This window comes from Kitasatospora sp. NPDC091207 (assembly GCF_044768625.1).
In the GTDB taxonomy this organism is placed as follows: Bacteria; Actinomycetota; Actinomycetes; order Streptomycetales; family Streptomycetaceae; genus Kitasatospora.
The window spans coordinates 1-20,445 of record NZ_JBIVVS010000046.1 but is presented as its reverse complement, the minus strand read 5'-3'; the positions used below and the strand labels follow the sequence as shown (position 1 = coordinate 20,445).

Below are 20,445 nucleotides of genomic sequence, written 5' to 3'. Positions count from 1 at the left end.
CCGGGGTGGCCGCGGGCGTGATCGGGATGACCGCATGTCAATCCGACGATGTGATGGACATGCGGTGTGCTGGGCGGACGGGCGGTGTCGTACGGACCCGGCCGGACCGGGTCGCGGCCGGTGCCGGTTCGTTGCGGTGGCGCGTTGCGATGCGGTGCGGTGTGGTGGTGCGTTGCGGTGACATGCCGTGCGGTGCGGTACGGGGTGTCGGGTGGGTCAGTTCCGGTCGTTGCCGAGCAGCGCCTGGACGGTGCGCGACGGGCTCGGCCGGCCGAGCTGCCGCGCCATCCAGCCACTGGTGGCCACCAGGGCCCGGAGGTCGACCCCGGTCCGGATGCCGAGACCGTGCAGCATCCAGACCAGATCCTCGGTGGCCAGGTTGCCGGTGGCGCTCTTGGCGTACGGGCAGCCGCCCAGGCCGCCGGCCGAGGCGTCGACCGTGGTCACGCCGCCGCGCAGCGCGGCCAGCGTGTTGCTGAGTGCCTGGCCGTAGGTGTCGTGGAAGTGCACCGCGAGCCGCTCGACCGGTACGCCGGCCCTGCCGAAGCCGTCCAGCAGTGCGGTGACCTGGCCGGGGGTGGCGACGCCGATGGTGTCGCCGAGGCTCAGCTCGGTGCAGCCCATCTCCAGCAGCCGGACGCCGAAGCCGATCACCTGATCGGCCGGCACCGGACCCTCCCACGGGTCGCCGAAGCACATCGACAGGTAGCCGCGCACCCGGATCCCGGCTCCGGTGGCCCGCTCCACCACCGGCCGGAACATCGCCATCGCCTCGTCCGCCGAGCGGTTGAGGTTGCGCCGCGCGAAGGTCTCGGTGGCGCTGGCGAACACCGCGATGTCGGTGGCGTGGTGGGCGAGCGCGCGGTCCAGGCCGCGTTCGTTGGGCACCAGGACCGGCAGCCGCAGACCGGGGTGGCGGGAGGGCAACCCGGCGAGCCGGGGCGCGAGCTCCTCGGCGTCGGCGAGCTGCGGTACCCACTTCGGGTGAACGAAGCTGGTGGCCTCGACCGTGCGCAGCCCGGCGTCGGCGAGTCGGGCGATGAACTCGGCCTTGACCTCCACGGGGACGAGGGCGCTCTCGTTCTGCAGGCCGTCGCGCGGTCCGACCTCGTGGATCCGGACCTCCTCGGGCAGGCCCGGGACGCGGACCTCCGCGGGCAGGCCCAGGTCCAGCGCGTCCGGCTCGGGGCCGGTTCCGGCGGTCATGACCGCACCCCGGCGGTGACCGCGCCGGCCGGCCCGCTCGCCACCGGTCCGCCGGAGGCCGGTCCGCCGCCCCCGGACGTCTCGCCGGCCGGTCCGTCCTCGGCCGGGGTGACCACGACCAGCAGTTCCTCCATCGCCACCGTGGCGCCCGCGGTGGCCCGCAGTTCGCTCACGGTGCCGTCGTGCGGGGCGGCGATCACGTGCTCCATCTTCATGGCCTCCAGGACGAGCAGCGGCTGGCCCTTCCGGACCGCCTCACCGGCGGTGGTCTTCACGACGGTGACGGTGCCGGGCATCGGGGCGGTGAGGGCTCCGTGGTGGGCCGCGCCGGCGGCACTGCTCTCGCCGACCGGGTCGTACCCGTGCACCGGCCAGGCGTCGCCGTCGATCCCGAGCCAGGTCACCGGGCCGGCGGCAGCGCCGGGGGCGTCGTCGACGGTCAGGGCGAACGTCGTCTGCAGGCCGTCGGCGGTGAGGTGCAACCGGTCGCCCGACCGCACGGCCCGGGCGCGGTGGACCGGTCCGGAGCCGAGCCGGATGTCCACCTCGGGAGTGACGCCCGGGGGAATGTCAGTGGCCTCGGCTACGTTGCGGGCAGTGATCGGACGGATGCTCACCGACACCGGGTCCCGGCCGGGGGTACGGAGTCGATGGGTGGTCCAGGCCGCGTCACCGCCGATGCGCCAGCCGGAGGGAAGGGAGAAGGGATCGGTCCAACCACCGCTGTCGGTGGCGGGGGTGAGGCTCAGGTGCCGCGCGAACGCGGCCGCGTAGTAGAGGAGGTGTGCGGGCGTCGGGGGCTCGACGGGCCGGACGGCGGTGGTGTCCGCGGTGTCGGCGGTGTCGGTGGCGGAAGCCGCGTCGGCCGGAGCATAGGGCGAGGCGAGCAGTGCGGGCTGCTGCTGGGCCGTCTGCTCCACCAGCCCGGTGTCCAGCCGGCCCGCGGTGACGTCGGGGTGTGCGAGCAGCCGTCGCAGGAAGCCCGTGTTGGTGGTCACGCCGAGGATCCGGGTGTCGGCCAGCGCGGCGCGGAGTCGGCGCAACGCGGTCGGGCGGTCGGGCCCGTACGCGATGACCTTGGCCAGCATGGGGTCGTAGGAGCTGGTGATGACGGTGCCCGGGGCGACTCCCGAGTCCACCCGGATGCCCTCTCCCCGCGGCTCGTCGAGGACCAGGATGCGTCCGCCGGTGGGGAGGAAGTCCCGTTCCGGGTCCTCGGCGCAGATTCGGGCCTCGATGGCGTGGCCCAGGAAGGAGATGTCCGGCTGGGAGAAGGTGAGGCGCTCGCCGGAGGCGATCCGCAGCTGCCACTCGACCAGGTCCAGCCGCTGCGGCCGGGCGGTACCCGTCCCGGCGGAGCCGTCGGTGGTGCTGCTGACGGCGACGGCGAGTTCGGTGACGGGGTGTTCCACCTGGAGGCGGGTGTTCATCTCCATGAAGAAGAAGTCCCGTACCCCCTCGGAGGGAACGGGGGAGTCCGGGTCGAGGCCGGGAACGATGAACTCCACGGTGCCGGCCCCGGTGTAGCCGCAGGACTCCGCGGCGCGGACGGCGGCCGCGCCCATGGCGGCGCGGGTCTCGGCATTGAGGAGAAGGGAGGGTGCTTCTTCGATCAGCTTCTGGTGGCGGCGCTGCAGACTGCACTCGCGCTCGCCGAGGTGGACGGTGGTGCCGTGGGCGTCGGCGAGCACCTGAACCTCGATGTGGCGGGGCCGGTCGACCCACCGTTCCAGCAACAGGGTGTCGTCGCCGAAGGCGGTGCGGGCGACCCGCCGGGCGGCGGCGATCTCGGTCGGCAGCTCGGCCCGGTCCCGCACCAGGCGCATGCCCTTGCCGCCACCGCCGGCGGACGGCTTGAGCAGGACGGGATAGCCGATCTCGTCGGCGGCCGCGACGAGTTCCCCGTCGGTGGGCGCGGCAGCCTGGCTGCCCGGCACCACCGGCACTCCGGCGGCCCGAACGGCCTCCTTGGCGTTGATCTTGTCCCCCATCAGCTCGACCGCGGCAGGAGGAGGTCCGATGAAGACCAGGCCCGCGTCGGCGCAGGCACGGGCGAAGGAGGAGTTCTCGGCGAGGAAGCCGTAGCCGGGGTGAACGGCCTGGGCGCCGGTGCGGCGGGCCGCGGCGAGGATCTGGTCGGTCCGCAGGTACGTCTCGGCGGCCGAGCTGTCGCTGCGGTCGGCCGGTCCGAGCCGCACCGCGACATCGGCCTCGCGGACGTGGGGCGCGTCGGCGTCCGCGTCGCTGAACACGGCGACGGAGCGTACGCCGAGTCGCCGCAGCGTGCGGATCACCCGGACGGCGATCTCGCCACGGTTGGCGACCAGAACTGTGTCGAACATGGGAGGTGATCCTCCGGGTCGAGGGGAGCCGTACGAAGGAGGTGGTGGGAGGCGGCAGAAGCGGCGCGCCGTGTGCGGTCGGGGGACCGACGGGTCGGAAGGGCGGCGGTCGGGTCGGACGCCCGCCTTGGCCGCCCGCCGCCGGTTCGGTGATCGGTCCGGTGGTCGGTCCGGCCCGATGCGACGGTGCCCGTGCGCCGGGTCGGGCCGGGCCGGACGGAGGTGCGTCAGGCCCGGTGGGTGGCGAGCCCGGGAGGGCCGCTCGTCCGGAGGAGGGTTCCGTTCGGACGGGCGGCCGTACCCGGGCGGACGTCACATCCGGAAGACGCCGTACGGGCCGGGCGGCGGGAGCGGGGCGTTGGCACAGGCGGTGAGGGCGAGCCCGAGGACGGTGCGGGTGTCCATCGGGTCGATCACCCCGTCGTCCCAGAGCCGCGCGGTGGCGTAGTAGGCGTTGCCCTGGCGCTCGTACTGCTCGCGGACGGGGCGCTTGAACTCGTCCTCCGCCTCGGTGGGCCAGTCCTCGCCGTGTGCTTCGAGCTGGTCGCGCCGGACGGTGGCCAGCACCGAGGCGGCCTGCTCACCGCCCATCACGGAGATCTTCGCGCCCGGCCACATCCACAGGAAGCGAGGTGAGTAGGCCCGGCCGCACATCGAGTAGTTGCCGGCTCCGTAGGAGCCGCCGATCACCACCGTCAGCTTCGGGACGCGGGCGCAGGCCACGGCGTTCACCATCTTGGCGCCGTGCTTGGCGATGCCGCCCGCCTCGTACTGCCGGCCGACCATGAAACCGGTGATGTTCTGGAGGAAGAGGAGGGGGATGCCCCGCTGGTCGCACAACTCGATGAAGTGGGCGCCCTTCAGGGCGGACTCCGCGAACAGCACGCCGTTGTTGGCGACGATGCCGACGGGGTGGCCCTGGATCCGGGCGAATCCGGTCACCAGGGTCGCGCCGTACTCGGCCTTGAACTCGGCGAACCGGCTGCCGTCCACCAGTCGTGCGATCACCTCGCGGACGTCGTACGGCGTGCGCGGGTCGACCGGGACGGCTCCGTACAGGCCGGCCGGGTCGACGGCGGGCGGCTCGGCCGGGGTGAGCGGCCACGGCCTCGCCGGGCGCGGGCCGAGCCCGGCGACGATGGTCCGGACGATGGCGAGGGCGTGGGCGTCGTCCTCGGCCAGGTGGTCCGTCACGCCGGAGGTCCGCGAGTGGAGATCGCCGCCGCCCAGCTCCTCGGCGGTCACCACCTCGCCGGTCGCGGCCTTCACCAGCGGCGGTCCGCCGAGGAAGATCGTGCCCTGGTTGCGGACGATGACGGCCTGGTCGCTCATCGCCGGCACGTACGCGCCGCCCGCCGTGCAGGAACCGAGCACCGCGGCGATCTGCGGGATGCCGGCGGCGGAGAGCCGGGCCTGGTTGTAGAAGATCCGGCCGAAGTGGTCGCGGTCCGGGAAGACCTCGTCCTGCATCGGGAGGAAGGCGCCGCCGGAGTCCACCAGGTAGACGCAGGGCAGGCGGTTCTCCAGCGCGACCTCCTGGGCGCGCAGATGCTTCTTCACCGTCATCGGGTAGTACGTGCCGCCCTTGACGGTGGCGTCGTTGGCGACGACCACCACCTCGCGCCCGGCGACCCGGCCGATGCCCGCGATGACGCCGGCGGCCGGGGCGGCCCCGTCGTACATCCCGTCGGCTGCCAGTGGCGCCAGTTCGAGGAACGGCGAGGCCGGGTCGAGCAGCGTGTCCACCCGGTCGCGGGGGAGCAGTTTGCCACGGGCGGTGTGGCGGGCCCGGGCCTTGGCCCCGCCGCCGAGGGCGGCCGCGCCGAGCTTCTCGCGCAGCTCGGCGACCAGGGCACGGTGTGCCTCGGTGTTGGCCCGATAGGCCTCCGAGCCCGGGTCGGCGGAGGTGCCGAGCCGGGGAGCGGCCGCGGCGGCTCCCGGTGGAGCCGCGCCGCCCGCCGCGCCGCCTGCCGTGGTTCCGGCCGCTGCGCCGCGATGAACGCCGGTGGGTACACCGGCGGTGGAGATGACCATCCCAAGAGCTCCCTTGCCCTCGGCACCAGGTGGGCAGCAGGGCCTGGGTAGGCCCGCGACCCCCACGTTAATGAGCGTTAACTCGTGCCGCCCAGGTTAACGGGCGATAACCCCACTGTCTACGATGGGCAGCATGCCGAACGTCCCAGTCGCCTCCGCGCTCCCACGCCGTGACCAGATCCGCAGGGAGGCCGCGCGGCTGTTCGCCGCCCGGGGCTTCCTGGGCGTGGGTGTGGACGAGATCGGCAAAGCCGTCGGCATCAGCGGACCGGGGCTCTACCGGCACTTCGCCGGCAAGGACGCGATGCTCGCCGATCTCTTGATCGGCATCAGTGAGCGCCTCCTGGAGGAGGGCCGCCGCCGGGCGGGCGGGGGCGACGGTGCGGCCGACGCGCTGGACGCGCTGATCAGCGGGCACGTCGACTTCGCGCTCGACGACCGCGACCTGATCACCCTGCACGACCGAGAGCTGCTGAACCTCAAGGAGGAGGACCGCCGGACGGTCCGCCGGCTCCAGCGCGGCTACGTCGAGCTGTGGGTGGACGTCGTCCGGCGGGCCCATCCGTCGCTGGCCGGGCCCGGTGCCGAGCCGGTGGCGCGAGCCGCCGTGCACGCCGTCTTCGGATTGATCAACTCGACCCCGCACAGCCTCGGTCCGAGCCCCGCCCAGGAGGACCGGGTCGCCCTGAAGCGCGACGGCATGGCCGCCCTGCTGCACAGCCTGGCGCACGGCGCCTTCTCCGCGGCCGCCGAGGCGGCGGAGCGCGACTGAGGCGACCGGCGTGGCGGACCGCCCGGCCGAAGGACGGAGGGGTCGCGAGGGTCGCGGGTGCCGGGGGTGGCCGTCCGCCCTAGGTCCAAAGGACGGCGGTCGCCTGCGTCGGCCGCCGCTGGGCGTCCGGCGCGATGTCGTCCACTCTGGGCAGTGACGGTCCGGGCGCGGCTCGGCCGGGAATCACCGCAGGCCGCAGGCTGTTGGTCCCTCAGCCGGGCCGGGTCCTCCGGCCCGCTCTGGCCTGAAACTCCATGGCGGCCACTCGACGGAATGGTTAGCATCCCTAAATATGCCTGAGACTCATCGATCTACGGTGGAGCTTTCCCCGAGCAGCACCCGAACCGGCCCGCGAGGCACGCGAGGCACGAAGGGCGAGCGGGGCGGCCCGAGCGCGCCCGGCGGCAAGAGCGGTAAGCGCGGCAGGCAGGGCGGACACGGCAAGGACGGACACCACGAGAGCGGTACCGGCCTGTCGGGCGACAACGGTGCCGCGCCCCAGGGCGAGGCCGCGGCCTCCGGCGGCGGGACGGACGCGGGCTGGCTTCGCCGGCTGATCGGCTACTGCTGGCGCTCGCGGCGCAGCGTGCTGCTGGCCTTCGGCGCCTCGATCGTCGGGATGGCCGTCACGTCACTGGTGCCGCTGGTCACCAAACTGATCATCGACGACGTCATCACCGCGCACACCCGTTCGCTGGCTCCCTGGGCCGTGGCGCTGCTGCTGGCGGCCGCCCTGGTGTTCGCCTGCACCCAGGTGCGTCGCTACTACGGGGGGCAGCTCGCCCTCGACGTCCAGCACGACCTGCGCAGCGACCTCTTCCGCTCGCTCGGCCGCCTCGACGGGCACCGGCAGGACCGCCTGGACACCGGCCAGGTGGTCGGCCGTGCGACGTCCGACCTCCAGCTGATCAACGGCCTGCTCTCGATGCTGCCGATGATGACCGGCTACCTGCTGATGTTCGTGATGTCGCTCGCCGTGATGCTCTGGCTGTCGCCGCCGCTCACGCTGATCGCCCTGGTCATGGGTCCGGCGTTGTGGTGGGTCTCGGCCCTGAGCCGTAAGCGGCTGTTCCCCGCCACCTGGGCCGCGCAGCAGGAGGCCGCGGCCGTCGCGGGTGTCGTCGACGAGTCGGTCGGCGGTGTCCGGGTGGTCAAGGGCTTCGGCCAGGAGGCCCAGGAGCTGGACAAGCTGGAGGCGGCCTCGCGCAACCTCTTCGCGGCCCGGCTCCGCTCGATCCGGCTCAACAGTCGCTACAACCCGGCGATGCAGGCGATCCCGGCGCTCGCCCAGGTCGCGGTGCTGGCCTTCGGCGGCTGGCTGGCGGTCGAGGGTCAGGTCACCCTCGGCACCTTCGTCGCCTTCTCCACCTACGTGGCCCAGATGACCGGCCCGGTCCGGATGCTGACCATGGTCATCACCGTCGGCCAGCAGGCCCGGGCCGGTGTGGAGCGGGTGCTCCAGCTGATCGACGAGCGCCCGCTGGTGCAGGAGCGCCCGGACGCGGTCACCCTGGACCTCACCCACGTCGACGGCCCGGCACCGTCCGAGGACGGCACCGGGCAGCCGGCCGGCCCCGGCACGCCCGAGGTGGCGCTGGAGTTCGACCACGTCGAGTTCCGCTACGACCCCGAGCACCCGGTGCCCGTCCTGCACGGGCTCGATCTGAAGCTCGCCCCCGGCGAGACGCTGGCCCTGGTCGGCGCGTCCGGTTCGGGCAAGTCGACGGTGGCGCAGCTGGTCCCCCGGTTCTACGACCCGGCGGCGGGCGCGGTCCGGCTCTACGGCCACGACCTGCGCGATCTCACCCTCGACTCGGTCCGGGCGGCCGTCGGCATCGTGCCCGAGGAGAGCTTCCTGTTCTCCGAGACGGTCCGCACCAACATCGCGTACGGGCGGCCCGACGCCACGGACGAGCAGGTCCTGGCGGCCGCCCGCGCCGCCCAGGCGGACGAATTCGTCCGGGAGCTGCCGGACGGGTACGAGACCAAGGTCGGCGAGCAGGGCCTGACCCTCTCCGGCGGTCAGCGCCAGCGCATCGCCCTGGCCCGGGCCATCCTCACCGACCCGCGGATCCTGCTGCTCGACGACGCCACCTCGGCGGTCGACCCGCAGATCGAGGCGGAGATCCACGACGCGCTGCGGTCGGTGATGGCCGGCCGCACCACGCTGCTGATCGCCCACCGTCGGTCGACCCTCCAACTGGCCGACCGGATCGCCGTCCTTGACCACGGCCGGCTGCTGGACATCGGGACGCACGAGGAGCTCGACGTCCGATGTCCGCAGTACCGCGTCCTGATCTCCGACCCCGAGGCCGGCCGGACCCAGCCGCCGGTCACCGCCGAAGCGATCACTGCCCGAGCGGCCACCGCCGAAGCCACCACGGCCACGGCTGCGGCCATGGCCACTGCCGCCGCCACCCCCACCGCCATGAACGGGTCGCCCGCCGAGGCGGCCCCCGGGGCCCGGCCCGAGGACGCGCCCGCGCCGCGGCCCGCTCCCGCGCCGGCGACGCCCGCCCTGGCCAAGGCGGCCCGCACCGCGGACCCCGCCCTCCTCACCAAGGTCGCCGCCCTCCCGCCGGCCGCCGACACCCCGGAGGTCCCCCGGGCCGAGGCCGAGGCCGGCGACCCGGACTTCAGCCTCCGGCGCCTGCTGCGCCCGTTCCGCCGCCCGCTCGCCGTCGCCCTGCTCCTGGTCACCCTGGACGCGGCGGCCGGGCTGGTGCTGCCGATCCTGATCCGGCACGGCATCGACGACGGCGTGAGCAAGGCCCTGATGTCGGGTGTCGCCGTCGCCGCGCTGGTGGCACTGGTGATCGTCCTGCTGGACTGGGTGGTGCAGAGCGCCGAGAGCCGGGTCAGCGGCCGCACCGGTGAACGGGTGCTCTACACCCTCCGGCTCAAGATCTTCGCGCACCTCAACCGGCTCGGCCTGGACTACTACGAGCGCGAGCTGTCCGGCCGGATCATGACCCGGATGACCACCGACCTGGACTCGCTGACCTCCTTCCTGCAGACCGGGGTGGTCACGGCCGTGGTCAGCCTGCTGACCTTCCTCGGCATCTTCGCCGCCCTGTTGATCATCGACGCGGGCCTGGCCCTGATGGTCTTCGCCGTGCTGCCGCTGCTGGTCGTGGCGACGCTGGTGTTCCGCAAGAAGTCCAAGGCGCAGTACGAGATCTCCCGGGACCTGATCAGCACGGTCAACGCCGATCTCCAGGAGAACGTCGCGGGCATGCGGATCGTCCAGGCCTTCCGCCGGCTGGACGCCAACACCGACCGCTTCGTCGCCCGGGGGATGGCCTACCGCGAAGCCCGGGTCCGGGCGCAGTTCTACATCTCGCTGTACTTCCCGTTCGTGCAGTTCCTCTCCAGCGTCGCCGCCGCGCTCGTGCTGATCGTGGGCGCCTCGCGGGTCGACTCCGGGACGCTGACGGTCGGCGCGCTGGTGGCCTACCTGCTCTACATCGACCTCTTCTTCGCACCCGTCAACCAGCTCTCGCAGGTGTTCGACGGCTACCAGCAGGCGGCGGTGGGCCTGGGCCGGATCCGCGAGCTGCTGCGCACGCCGACCACCACCGCCGAGGCCGTCGACCCGGTGCCGGTGCGGGCGGCGCTCCGCGGCGAGATCGAGTTCGAGGGGGTCAGCTTCGCCTACAACGGCGGCGCCGACGGCGCTCGGGACGTCCTCACCGGTGTGAACCTGCGGATACCCGCGGGCCAGACGGTGGCGCTGGTCGGTGAGACGGGCGCCGGCAAGTCGACGCTGGTCAAGCTGGTCGCCCGGTTCTACGACGCGACCGCCGGCACCGTCCGGGTGGACGGCGTCGACCTGACCCGCTACGACCTCGCGCAGTACCGCCACCGGCTCGGCGTCGTCCCGCAGGAGGCGTACCTGTTCGCGGGCACCGTGCGCGGGGCGATCGCGTACGGCCGGCCCTCGGCCTCGGCGGCCGAGGTGGAGGCGGCGGCCCGGGCGGTCGGTGCGCACGACATGATCCTCGGCCTGTCCGACGGCTACGACCACGAGGTCACCGGCCGTGGGCGGAACCTTTCGGCGGGGCAGCGCCAGTTGATCGCGCTCGCCCGGGCCGAACTGGTCGATCCGGACGTCCTGCTGCTGGACGAGGCCACCGCCGCGCTCGACCTGGCCACCGAGGCGGCGGTCAACCACGCGGCGGACCGGCTCAGCGGCGGCCGCACCACCCTGGTCATCGCCCACCGTCTCACCACCGCGGAACGCGCGGACCGGGTCGTCGTCCTGGATCACGGCAGGGTGGTCGAGGACGGCACGCACACCGAACTGCTCGCCCGGGGCGGCGTGTACGCGCGGCTCTGGCGGGCGTTCGTCGCCGACGGACACCCGGCGCCCGACGTGGTGGCCGGCCAGGCCCCCGGCCGGTGAGCCGGCCCACCGGCTCGCGCACCTGACCCGCCGGGCTCACCCGCCTGATCCCCGCCGCCCCACCGGCCCGGTGGGGATCAGGCGGCGATCAGGCGGCGATCAGCGAGGTGAGCAGCCCGGACGCGTCGATCCCGCGGGGCAGGTCGCTGACCTGCCCGTCGCCCACCTCCACCACCCGCCAGCCGGAGCCGTCGGCCCGGCTGGCGAGGTCGGTGGTGACGAAGCGGCAGCCGAGGGCGCGGACCAGCGGCCGGACCCCGGTGAGATCCGGTTCGGCAGGCTGACCGGGCATGTCCGGGTGCGGTCCGACCAGCACCGGCTCACCGTCCAGCCACCACACCCGGGCCTCCAACGCCCGGGCCTCCAACGCGCGCTCGTTCCCGGTGGAGCGGCTCGTGGAGGTGCCGCCGTTCCGCGCCTCGTCCTGCCCGCTCCGGTCCCGCCCCTCCGCGCTCGCGCTGCCGCCGGCCCGTTCGAACCCGTCGAAGCGGGCGAACTCCTCGTACCGCCGCAGCACCACCCCGCCGGCCAGGTACTCGCCCTGCAACTCGACGAAGCGTGCCACCACCCGCGCGACGGCGGCGAGGTCGGCCAGTTCCGGGACGTAACAGGCCTCGTGCCACTCGTGCTTGCGGGACTTCACGTAGTCCTTGACGATCGCCGGACCGTGCCCGCCGAGCCGTTCGACGGCGGCGGCCAGTTCCTCGGGGCCGGGCCGGGCCGCCGTCCGCGCCGGAATCCAGACGCTCGGCGGTGTGGCCCCTTCGAACACGCCGTACCAGCCGGGCAGTTCGTGCGCCGAGGCGTAACCGGCCGCGCTGGTCAGCAGATGGGCACCGCGCCCGGCCAGCGCCCGGGCGAAGTCCGCGTAGCCGGTCGACGGAATCATCCACCCCCGGTACCAGAGCGGGCCGCAGTCCCGGGGCACCCGACGGACGGCCTCCTCGGCCTGTCCGGCGAGCAGTGCGTCATGGTCGACCAGGTACTGCTCACCACCCAAGTCCCGCAGCACCCGGGCCTCCCAGGCGAAGTGCGGGTCGGGCCGGTGCGGGTTGAGCGGGTCGGCCGGGAAGAGGAGCGCGGGTGCGGGCATGGGCGTCAGAGTACGTCCACCGGCCGTTCCCGGCGGCGCCAACACCCCTCCTCCTCCCGGGTGATGCCGTCCGCGCGGCTGCCGATCCGTTCGACGTCCAATCCGTTCGACGCCCCGGGGGCCGTGCTGGGAGAGTGACCCGATGCGAAATCTGTTGCGACGCGCGAAGCGGACCCCGAGGCAGGCGGCCAGGACGGTGGTACTGGACGAGAGCGGGTCGGTCTTCCTCCTCCGTTCGGACAACAGCGAGGTCGGCGTCCACTGGACCATGCCCGGCGGAGGCATCGAGGAGGGCGAGACACCGTGGACCGGAGCCCGCCGTGAGCTCTGGGAGGAGACCGGCTGGACGGATCTCGAACCCGGTCCGTTGCTCTGTACCTGGGAACACGACTTCACCTGGCACGGCACGCCCGTCCGCCAGTACGAGCACATCTATCTGACCAGCGGGCCGCACCGGGGCCCGGTCGGCGACGTCAGCGCGATGCACGCGGCCGACCGCATTCTCGACTGGCGCTGGTGGACGGTGGACGACCTCGCCGACGAGCACGCGGACGCCCTCTGGCCGTCCCGGCTGCCGGAACTGCTGGCCGACGTCCGGGAGGGCTGGATGACCGGCCGGCGCGAGCCGGTGCCGGTCGACCTCGGCTACCTCCCGAACGCTCCGACCACCTGACGAGCCCGACCGCCCGGACCGCCCCCGGCGCCCCCACGGCCCCGGCGGTCTCGGTGTCGAACACCCCCGGCAGCCCTCACGGCCGGTTCCCCGCAGCTACGAGGACTTCCGTCCGCCGGCCCGGCCCGTGCGCCCGGCCGGGCCGGCCTGCCAGCCGTGCAGGTCGAGCTCCCGGTCGTGCAGTGCTCCCGGGTTGATCAGCACCGACAGCTGTGCGTCCGCCAGTTGGTCGACGGCGAGGCCGGTGGCGGAGAGCAGGTGGTCGGTCGACACCGAGACGGCGATCGCGGGCCGCCAGGCCGGCAGGATCACCAGACTGGTGCCGCGGCCGATGCGGACGGGTTCGGCGGCGACCCGGACCGGCTGCCGTTCCTCGGGGCGGCCGACGGCCTCCGGGAGGTGGGGGGTGCCGCCGATCAGGATGCCCAGCGGCGTCTCGGCGTCCCCGCCGGCGGCGTCACCGGCCGCCGGTCCCACCGTCCCGACCGGTGGGTCGGAGGCCGTCGGCTCGTCCGGGGCCGGCGACGACGGCACGGGCGCCGCCGCGGCAGCGTCCGCGCGGGGGGTGGCCTGCGGCCGGTCCGGGCCCGCGGTCTCCGGGTGCATACGGCGCAGCCGCCGGGAGGGCGAGGGCCGCCTGGACAGGACGGTCCGCAGCTCCGCCCGCGCGGCCCGCAGCACGGGGACGGTCCGTTCCTCCGCCGGTGTCGACGGCGGAGGCTGGAACAGGACGAACGGTTCCGCCCCGGTGGCGGAAGCAGAACCGGAGCCGGCCACCGGGCCGGCCGCGGCTGCTCCGAGGTCTTCGGCGAGCAGCGCGCGGATCTCGGCCACCGGCCGACGGCAGGCGGCGGCCAGTTCGGCGAGCGAGCGGCCCTGGCCGTGGGCCGTGCGCAGCCGGGCGGCCAGACCGGCCCGGATCCGGGCGGCCGTCTGCCCGCTCTCGTCGAAGGCGCCCGCGACACGGTCGGAGAGACCGCCGACGCCACCGTCGGCGGCGTCGTCGCCGTGATCCCGGCCGTTCTCCGCGGCGGGCCGGTCACCGCGGGGGCGCGGAACCGAGCCGTCGCGGGTGGACCCGGTGGGGGCGCGGTCGCCGGCCGTCGCCGCCATCGTGCAGCGCGAGGCGGTCCGAGCCGGAGCCCCGCTTCCCGGCGCGCCCGCGGAGGCGGGGGACCCGGGGGACGCACCACAGGACGCGTGCCCGTCGGGCGTACCGGTCACGGAAACGGCGAGCACGTCGACCGGGGGCACGTCCACCGCGGGCACGCCGGTCACGGTCGCGCCGTTCGCGGGCGCGCCGGACGGGGGCAGGTCGGTAGCGGTCTGGTCGAGCGCGGTCATCGGCATGGGCCCTTCGGGGTACGGTCCCGATGATCCTCCCGCACCCCGGGACCAGCTCCAAGCGCCTTTCCGGCGGGTGTGTGCGAGGACACCGTCCCGTTCCGCCGCCCGCCGGCCCCCGTCGTCGGGCTCAGGCACCCGGTGCGACGAACCCCTTCAGGTCGGCCAGCACGGTGGTGGCCGCGAGGACGCCGAGGCCGAGGAACCACGTCTCGTCCGAAACCGGGCGCGCCTGGCCGGACTTGACGGCTCCGAGGGTCTTCCAGAGCGGGCCGCCGAGCACCGCGTCCTGGTTGGTGGAGCTGGGGGTGCCGTACACCCCGTAGAAGATCCAGTCGGCGTCGGCCTTGTCGATCTGCTCCGGGCCGATCTCGACCGCGAGCTCCTTGACCTGCTCGATCTCGGGCTGCGGCAGCGGCACATCGGTGAGGATGGTGCCGATGAAGGAGAGCCCCGCGTAGAGCCGGGTCTTGCCGGGCATGAAGCGCAGCGGCGTGATGGTGGGCCGCGTGCCGCCGATCGCGGCGCCGATCGCGGCGGCCGCGGCCTGGTAGGCGTCGAGCTGTGTCCTGGCTTCCGCCTCCAGGCCGAACGGGGCCGCGTTGAGCTGGAAGTTCTGCTTCCAGGGGTAGCCGGGGCGCAGTGAGAAGACGGTCGGCGCGATCTTGGAGAGCTGCGCGTACTGGTCCTGGGCGCGCAGCTGGCTGCCGAGGATCAGGTCGGGCTTCAGCGCGGCGATGGCCTCCAGGTTGAGGCTGTTGATGGTGCCGACGGCGGCCGGGTCACCGGCCTTGTCCTTGAGGTAGGACGGCATGCTCTTGGAGCCGTCGGTGTGGACGACACCGACCGGCTGGATGCCCAGGGCGACCACGTTGTCGAGCTCGCCGGTGTCCAGCACCACGACCCGGACCGGCTTGGCCGGGATGACGGTCTCGCCCATCGCGTGCTTGACGGTGCGCGGGTAGACGCCGGGGGCGGCGTCGGTGCCGAAGTCCTTCATCTTCTCGATCACGGCGGCGTAGTCGTCGCCGCCCTGCTTGACCGACTTCTGGTTCGGCGAGGAGCCGGACGAGGCCTGGGCCGGTCCGTTCGCGGAGCCGCCGGAACCGGTCGATCCGCCGGAGCCGCCACAGGCGGTGAGCAGCCCGCCGAGGCCGAGGACGGCACCACCGGTGAGTCCGGCGGCGAGGAACGTCCGACGGGTGGGGGTGCGGTTGGCGAGGGTCCGGTCGGCGGGGTGGGGGGCCACGCGACGCTCCTTCTCGATCGATCGATGTTAGGTGAGGCAAACCTATCCGAAGCCTTCGGGCGGCTCGATCGAGGGGGTGAAGGGAGGGGAGAAATCATCTCAACCCATAACATAAGGAATAGATCAAATTGCCATCAACCCTTTGAAACCAAGGTACACGAGTTAATACGCCGTTAATCCATCGCCCCTCCTTGGCTCATTGCGAATGAATCGAAGCAAGTGGTTCAGATCACCAGGGGTTGGCCTACACAACCTTCGATACCTCCACCTAGGGTGCGCAGGTGTTTGATCAGCAGCTCTCAGAGCACGGAAGCAGCGGACGGGCAACGGCGCCCGCCGCTCCGCAGGGTGCCCCGGACAGTGGTGCCAGTGGTGGAGTCCCCGATCCGGGGGCGGCGGGGGCAGCGGGGGACAAGGGTCTACGGGGCAACTCGGTAGGCCTGTTGAGCAGCGTGGTCCTGGGCCTCTCCACAGTCGCCCCGGTCTACTGCCTGACCGCGACGCTGGGGCCGACCGTCACCGCCGTCGGCGTCCAGATGCCCGCGGTCTTCCTGGCCGGCTTCCTGCCGATGCTGCTCGTCGCGTTCGCGTACAAGGAGCTGAACAAGGACTTCCCGGACTGCGGTACGTCCTTCAGCTGGACGGTCAGGGCCTTCGGCCCCCGGGTGGGCTGGATGGCGGGCTGGGGCCTGACGGTCGCGACCATCATCGTGCTCTCCAACCTGGCCGGGGTGGCGACCGACTTCCTCTACCTGATGCTCGGCGAGATGACCGGCAGCAGCGGGATCGCGGAGCTGAACGACAACAAGGCCGTCCACCTGCTCACCGTGGTCGTGCTGATCGCCGCCGCCACCGCGATGAGCTACCGGGGCATGACGGCCACCAAGTGGTTCCAGTACAGCCTGGTCGGCCTCCAACTGGCCGTCCTGGTGCTCTTCTCGGTCATCGCCATCAGCAAGGCCGCCGCCGGGGACCTGCCGCACTCGATCGGCTTCTCCGCCTCCTGGCTCGACCCGCTCCAGGTGAGCTCGTTCAGCGCGTTCACCGCCGGGCTGTCGCTCTCGATCTTCATGTACTGGGGCTGGGACACCTGCCTCACCATGAACGAGGAGACCCTCGGCAGCGCGAAGACCCCCGGCCGGGCCGCGATGATCTCCATGGTCACCCTGGTGGGTTCGTACCTGCTGGTCGCGATCGCGGCCCAGATGTTCGCCGGCGTCGGTACCGCCGGTACCGGCCTCGGCAACCCGGCCACCGCCGACAACGTCTTCTCCGCGCTGGCCCGGCCGGTGCTCGGCTCGCCGTGGAGCATCCTGCTCTTCCTGGCCGTCGTCGCCAGCGCCGCCGCCAGCCTGCAGACCACGTTCATCCCGGTGGCCCGCACCCTGCTGGCGATGAGCGCCTACCGCGCCGTGCCGCCGCGCTTCGGCACCGTCCACCCGCGCTTCCGCACCCCCGGCTACGCGACGGTCGCTGCCGGCATCGCCACCGCCGTCTTCTATGTCGGCATGAGCCTGATCAGCGAGAACGTCGTCCAGGACACCATCCTGGCCCTCGGTCTGATGATCTGCTTCTACTACGCCCTGACGGCCTTCGCCTGCGTCTGGTACTTCCGCCACTCGCTCCGGAGCAGCCTGCGCGACCTGGTGCTGCGGGGCATCGCCCCCCTGCTCGGCGGCGTGCTGCTCGCCGCGGTGTTCCTGCAGACCCTCACCGACGCCTGGGACCCGGAGTACGGCAGCGGCGCCGTCCTCGGGATCGGATCGGTCTTCGTCATCGGCGTCGGCATCCTGCTGCTCGGGGCGGTGCTGATGACCTGGTACGGCGCGTTCCGGCCCGAGTTCTTCCGCGGCGAGACCCTGCGCAAGGACACCCCCGCACTGGTCGTGGAGGACTGACGCTATCCTCGAACGCGTGAAGCGCTTCGCAGGTCTCGACTGGTGGCCGTCCTAGGACGGCCACCAGTCATGCCTGACCAGGGCCGTCCGGATGGACGGCCCTGTTGCGTCTCCCCGACGGGACGGGCCCGGAACCCCGGACGGACGGCCACCACCACCGCCGTACCGAGGAGAGATCCGATGACCGTTCCCACCGCCGGCCGTACCGTCCCGGCCGCGCCCGTTTCCCCCGCCGACCCGGCAGACCCGGCCGACACGGCCGCACCCGCCACTCCGGCCGACCGCCGGCCCGGCGCCGACCTGGACGAGCTGATCCGCCGGGACCCGGGCGCCCACCGGGTCCTGACCGGTGACCGGCCCACCGGCCCGCTCCACCTCGGCCACTACTTCGGCACCCTGCAGAACCGGGTCCGCCTCCAGCGCCTGGGCGTCGAGATGTTCGTCGTGGTCGCCGACTACCAGGTCATCACCGACCGCGACATCGCCGACCGCCTCGCCGAGCACAGCGAGAACCTCGTCCTCGACTACCTGGCCACCGGGCTGGACCCGGACCACGCCACGATCTTCGCCCACAGTGCCGTCCCCGCCCTCAACCAGTTGCTGCTGCCCTTCCTCAGCCTCGTCAGCGTGGCCGAACTGGGCCGCAACCCCACCGTCAAGGACGAGATCACCCACTCCAGCCAGTCGGCCGTGAACGGGCTGATGTTCACGTACCCCGTCCACCAGGCCGCCGACATCCTCTTCTGCAAGGCGAACCTCGTCCCGGTCGGCCAGGACCAGCTGCCCCACCTCGAAGTGGCCCGCACCGTCGCCCGGCGCTTCAACGAGCGCTACCCGCACCCGGACGGCACCGGTGTCTTCCCCCGGCCGGAGGCCCTGCTCTCCGCCGCCCCCCTGCTGCTCGGGACCGACGGGGGCAAGATGAGCAAGAGCCGCGGCAACGCCGTCCGGCTCTCCGCCGACGCGGACACCACCGCCCGCCTGATCCGGGGCGCCAAGACCGACACGGACCGCCGGATCACCTACGACCCGGCCGCCCGGCCGGAGGTCTCCAGCCTGGTGCTGCTCGCCGCGCTCTGCCAGGACCGCGCCCCGGAACTGGTCGCCGACGAGATCGGCGACGGTGGCGCCGCCGCCCTGAAGCGCACGGTCATCGAGGCGGTCAACGAGCACTTCGGCCCGATGCGCGCCCGCCGTGCCGAACTCGCCGCCGACCGCGGCCACATCCGGCAGGTCCTGCGGGAGGGCGCCGAGCGCGCCAACGCCGTGGCCGACGCCACGCTCGCCGAGGTCAGGGCGGTGATGGGATCGGTCTGAAGCGGTCGGGGCATACCTTCCCCGGGCGGACCGGACCGATCCCGTCGCCGCCCTGAGCCCGCGCCACCCCCGCGCACACCGTTGCCCGTACCCCTGGAAGGATCCCGGCCATGGACCAGCACCCGACCCCGCCCGGCCGAGGGCTGACGCGCCCGCCGCACCTCCACCCCGGGGACCACGCCGTCGTGGTCGCCCCCAGTGGCCCGGTCGACCCCGAGCGGCTCACCGCCGGGTGCGCGATCCTGCGCTCCTGGGGGCTGCGGGTCACCGTCGCGCCGCACGTCCTGGACACCCACCCGACCCTCGCCCACCTGGCGGGAGCCGACGCGGACCGGGCCGCGGACCTCCAGGACGCCTGGCTCGACCCCACCGTCGACGCCGTCATCTGCGCCCGCGGCGGCTACGGCGTCCACCGCATGGTCGACCTGCTCGACTGGGACGCGATGCGCGCCGTCCCGCCCAAGGTGCTGATCGGCTTCAGCGACGTCTCCTCGCTGCACGAGGCCGTCGCCCAGCGACTCGGCGTCGCCTCGCTGTACGGCCCGATGAGTTCGGCCAGCTCCTTCGTCTCCGACGGGCCGACGGCCGAGCACCTGCGCCGCACCCTCTTCGAACCCTCGGCCACCACGGTGATCACCTCGCCCACGGCCTCCGCGCTCGTCCCCGGCCGGGCCCGCGGCATCACCGCCGGGGGCTGCGCGCACGTCCTCGCGGCCGAACGCGGCACGCCCGCGGCCCGACCCTCCTTCGCCGGCACGATCCTGATCCTGGAAGACGTCAACGAGCACCCGTACCAGCTCGACCGCCTCCTCACCCAGTTCCTGCGCTCCGGCGCCTTCGAGGGGGTCGCGGGCATCGCGCTCGGCTCCTGGGAAGGCTGCGGCCGACCCGACCGCGTCCGGGACGTCATGCTCGACCGGCTGGGCCCGCTCGGCGTACCCGTCATCTGGGAGCTGGGCTTCGGCCACTGCCCCTCCACCCTCACCATCCCCCTGGGCGTGCCCGCCCTGCTCGACGCCGACACCGGAACCCTCACCCTGGAGACGCCCGCCCTCGCCGCACGCTGACCGGTACCGGGACCACGCGAGGTCAGTGGGCGGGGTCAGTAGGGTGCGGCCATGAACGAGGACACCCTCACCACCCTCGCCCTGGGCCTCCTCCGGGGGCCGGGCAGCAGTGCCCGCGCCATCCTCGGACTTGCCGGCCCGCCCGGCGCCGGCAAGTCCACCCTGGCCCGGCACCTCGTGGCCGAGGTCGAGCGCCGGGAAGGCCCCGGCAGCGCCGCCTACCTCCCGCTCGACGGATTCCACCTCTCCGCGGCGCAGCTCGACCGCCTCGGCCTGGCCCACCGCAAGGGCGCACCCGCCACCTTCGACGTACACGGCTATGTCGCACTGCTGCGCCGGGTCGCCGCCGACCGCTTCCAGCCCATCTACGTCCCCGACTTCGACCGCGCCCTCGACGAGCCGGTCGCCGCCCGCCATGTCGTCCCGCCGCAGGCCCGCCTCGTCGTCACCGAGGGCAACTACCTCGCCGCCGCCGAACACCCGTGGCCGGAGGCCCGCCGACTGATGCGCGAGCTCTGGTACGTCGACGCCGACGACACCGTCCGGGAGGAGCGGCTGATCCGCCGCCACCGGGCCGGCGGGCGCGACGAGGCCACGGCCCGGCAGTGGGTCACCACCAATGACCACCCCAACGGCGAGTACGTGAAGGCCGCCCGCTCGCTCTGCACGCGGACCGTGCCCGGCGCCGGTTTGCCTACGGCCCCGCCTGGGCGTAGTGTTCTCTAGTCGCTCGGCTGGGAGCACCGGACACGCATCTGCGCGGACGGTCCCGGGGTGGCCAATCCTTGGAAACACATCACTTCCCGGTTCGGGCTGGGTTGCGCTTTGTCATTGTGACGGTGCGGCTCGGGTCTTATTCGGTGTGTCTGTTTATAGGGGTTGCGGTCGGATTCGCCTTTGTGGGCGGGGATCGGCTAGAGTTTGAAACGTCGGACGGGGCGTCAAGCCCTAGAAGACATCAGCGAGTTGGGTGAACGAAGCGCCGGAAACGGTGCGGAAAGCATCTGGTAAGCTGGGAACACGAAAGAACGAAGCGCCCGGAGGG

At 73.1% G+C, this 20,445-nt stretch carries 13 protein-coding genes; 7 read left to right on the top strand and 6 right to left on the bottom strand.

Annotated elements, in window-relative coordinates; genetic code table 11:
• Positions 1 to 216: 216 nt before the first annotated feature.
• The 3 genes from ACIQTO_RS37195 to ACIQTO_RS37185 form a co-directional block, all read right to left on the bottom strand.
• Complete coding sequence (locus tag ACIQTO_RS37195; RefSeq protein ID WP_402397948.1) at positions 217 to 1,206, bottom strand: hydroxymethylglutaryl-CoA lyase; 990 nt, start codon at positions 1,204 to 1,206, stop codon at positions 217 to 219.
• Positions 1,203 to 3,548 carry an acetyl/propionyl/methylcrotonyl-CoA carboxylase subunit alpha gene (locus tag ACIQTO_RS37190; protein WP_402397946.1) on the bottom strand — a complete coding sequence of 782 codons (2,346 nt, stop codon included), beginning with the start codon at positions 3,546 to 3,548 and terminating at the stop codon, positions 1,203 to 1,205. Before ACIQTO_RS37190 ends, ACIQTO_RS37195 begins: the two co-directional genes overlap by 4 nt.
• A gap of 312 nt (positions 3,549 to 3,860) precedes the next feature.
• Positions 3,861 to 5,582 (bottom strand): carboxyl transferase domain-containing protein, encoded by a 1,722-nt coding sequence (locus ACIQTO_RS37185; RefSeq protein WP_402397944.1) that lies wholly within the window; start codon positions 5,580 to 5,582, stop codon positions 3,861 to 3,863.
• 133 nt (positions 5,583 to 5,715) lie between these two features.
• On the opposite strand from ACIQTO_RS37185, the gene ACIQTO_RS37180 reads away from it, so the two are divergent.
• Together ACIQTO_RS37180 and ACIQTO_RS37175 are read left to right on the top strand one after the other, a co-directional pair.
• A complete protein-coding gene (locus ACIQTO_RS37180; protein ID WP_402397942.1) occupies positions 5,716 to 6,354 on the top strand; it encodes a TetR/AcrR family transcriptional regulator in 639 nt (212 codons plus the stop codon).
• A 292-nt stretch (positions 6,355 to 6,646) separates the two neighbouring features.
• Positions 6,647 to 10,759 carry an ABC transporter transmembrane domain-containing protein gene (locus ACIQTO_RS37175; RefSeq protein WP_402397940.1) on the top strand — a complete coding sequence of 1,371 codons (4,113 nt, stop codon included), beginning with the start codon at positions 6,647 to 6,649 and terminating at the stop codon, positions 10,757 to 10,759.
• Positions 10,760 to 10,847: 88 nt separating this feature from the next.
• Here ACIQTO_RS37175 and ACIQTO_RS37170 read toward each other — a convergent pair whose 3' ends face one another.
• Positions 10,848 to 11,852, bottom strand: coding sequence for an ATP-grasp domain-containing protein (locus ACIQTO_RS37170; protein WP_402397938.1), 1,005 nt, complete (start codon positions 11,850 to 11,852; stop codon positions 10,848 to 10,850).
• Between the two features lie 142 nt (positions 11,853 to 11,994).
• Here ACIQTO_RS37170 and ACIQTO_RS37165 point away from each other — a divergent pair, with 142 nt between their 5' ends.
• Complete coding sequence (locus tag ACIQTO_RS37165) at positions 11,995 to 12,525, top strand: NUDIX hydrolase (RefSeq protein WP_402397936.1); 531 nt, start codon at positions 11,995 to 11,997, stop codon at positions 12,523 to 12,525.
• A 96-nt stretch (positions 12,526 to 12,621) separates the two neighbouring features.
• Here the strand turns inward: ACIQTO_RS37165 and ACIQTO_RS37160 are convergent, their stop codons facing one another.
• Positions 12,622 to 13,869, bottom strand: a complete 1,248-nt coding sequence (locus tag ACIQTO_RS37160; RefSeq protein ID WP_402397934.1) for a hypothetical protein — start codon at positions 13,867 to 13,869, stop codon at positions 12,622 to 12,624.
• A 130-nt stretch (positions 13,870 to 13,999) separates the two neighbouring features.
• A complete protein-coding gene (locus ACIQTO_RS37155; RefSeq protein ID WP_402397932.1) occupies positions 14,000 to 15,118 on the bottom strand; it encodes an ABC transporter substrate-binding protein in 1,119 nt (372 codons plus the stop codon).
• A 440-nt stretch (positions 15,119 to 15,558) separates the two neighbouring features.
• On the opposite strand from ACIQTO_RS37155, the gene ACIQTO_RS37150 reads away from it, so the two are divergent.
• The 4 genes from ACIQTO_RS37150 to ACIQTO_RS37135 all read left to right on the top strand — a co-directional run bounded on the left by ACIQTO_RS37150 (position 15,559) and on the right by ACIQTO_RS37135 (position 20,126).
• On the top strand, positions 15,559 to 17,016 hold the full coding sequence (locus ACIQTO_RS37150; RefSeq protein WP_402397966.1) for an APC family permease: 1,458 nt from the start codon (positions 15,559 to 15,561) through the stop codon (positions 17,014 to 17,016).
• Between the two features lie 180 nt (positions 17,017 to 17,196).
• Positions 17,197 to 18,333 (top strand): tryptophan--tRNA ligase, encoded by a 1,137-nt coding sequence (gene trpS / locus ACIQTO_RS37145; RefSeq protein WP_402397930.1) that lies wholly within the window; start codon positions 17,197 to 17,199, stop codon positions 18,331 to 18,333.
• A 110-nt stretch (positions 18,334 to 18,443) separates the two neighbouring features.
• Positions 18,444 to 19,400 carry an LD-carboxypeptidase gene (locus tag ACIQTO_RS37140; RefSeq protein ID WP_402397928.1) on the top strand — a complete coding sequence of 319 codons (957 nt, stop codon included), beginning with the start codon at positions 18,444 to 18,446 and terminating at the stop codon, positions 19,398 to 19,400.
• A gap of 51 nt (positions 19,401 to 19,451) precedes the next feature.
• The gene (locus ACIQTO_RS37135; protein WP_402397926.1) at positions 19,452 to 20,126 is read left to right on the top strand and encodes a nucleoside/nucleotide kinase family protein; all 675 of its coding nucleotides are present in this window, start codon (positions 19,452 to 19,454) and stop codon (positions 20,124 to 20,126) included.
• Positions 20,127 to 20,445 lie beyond the last annotated feature (319 nt).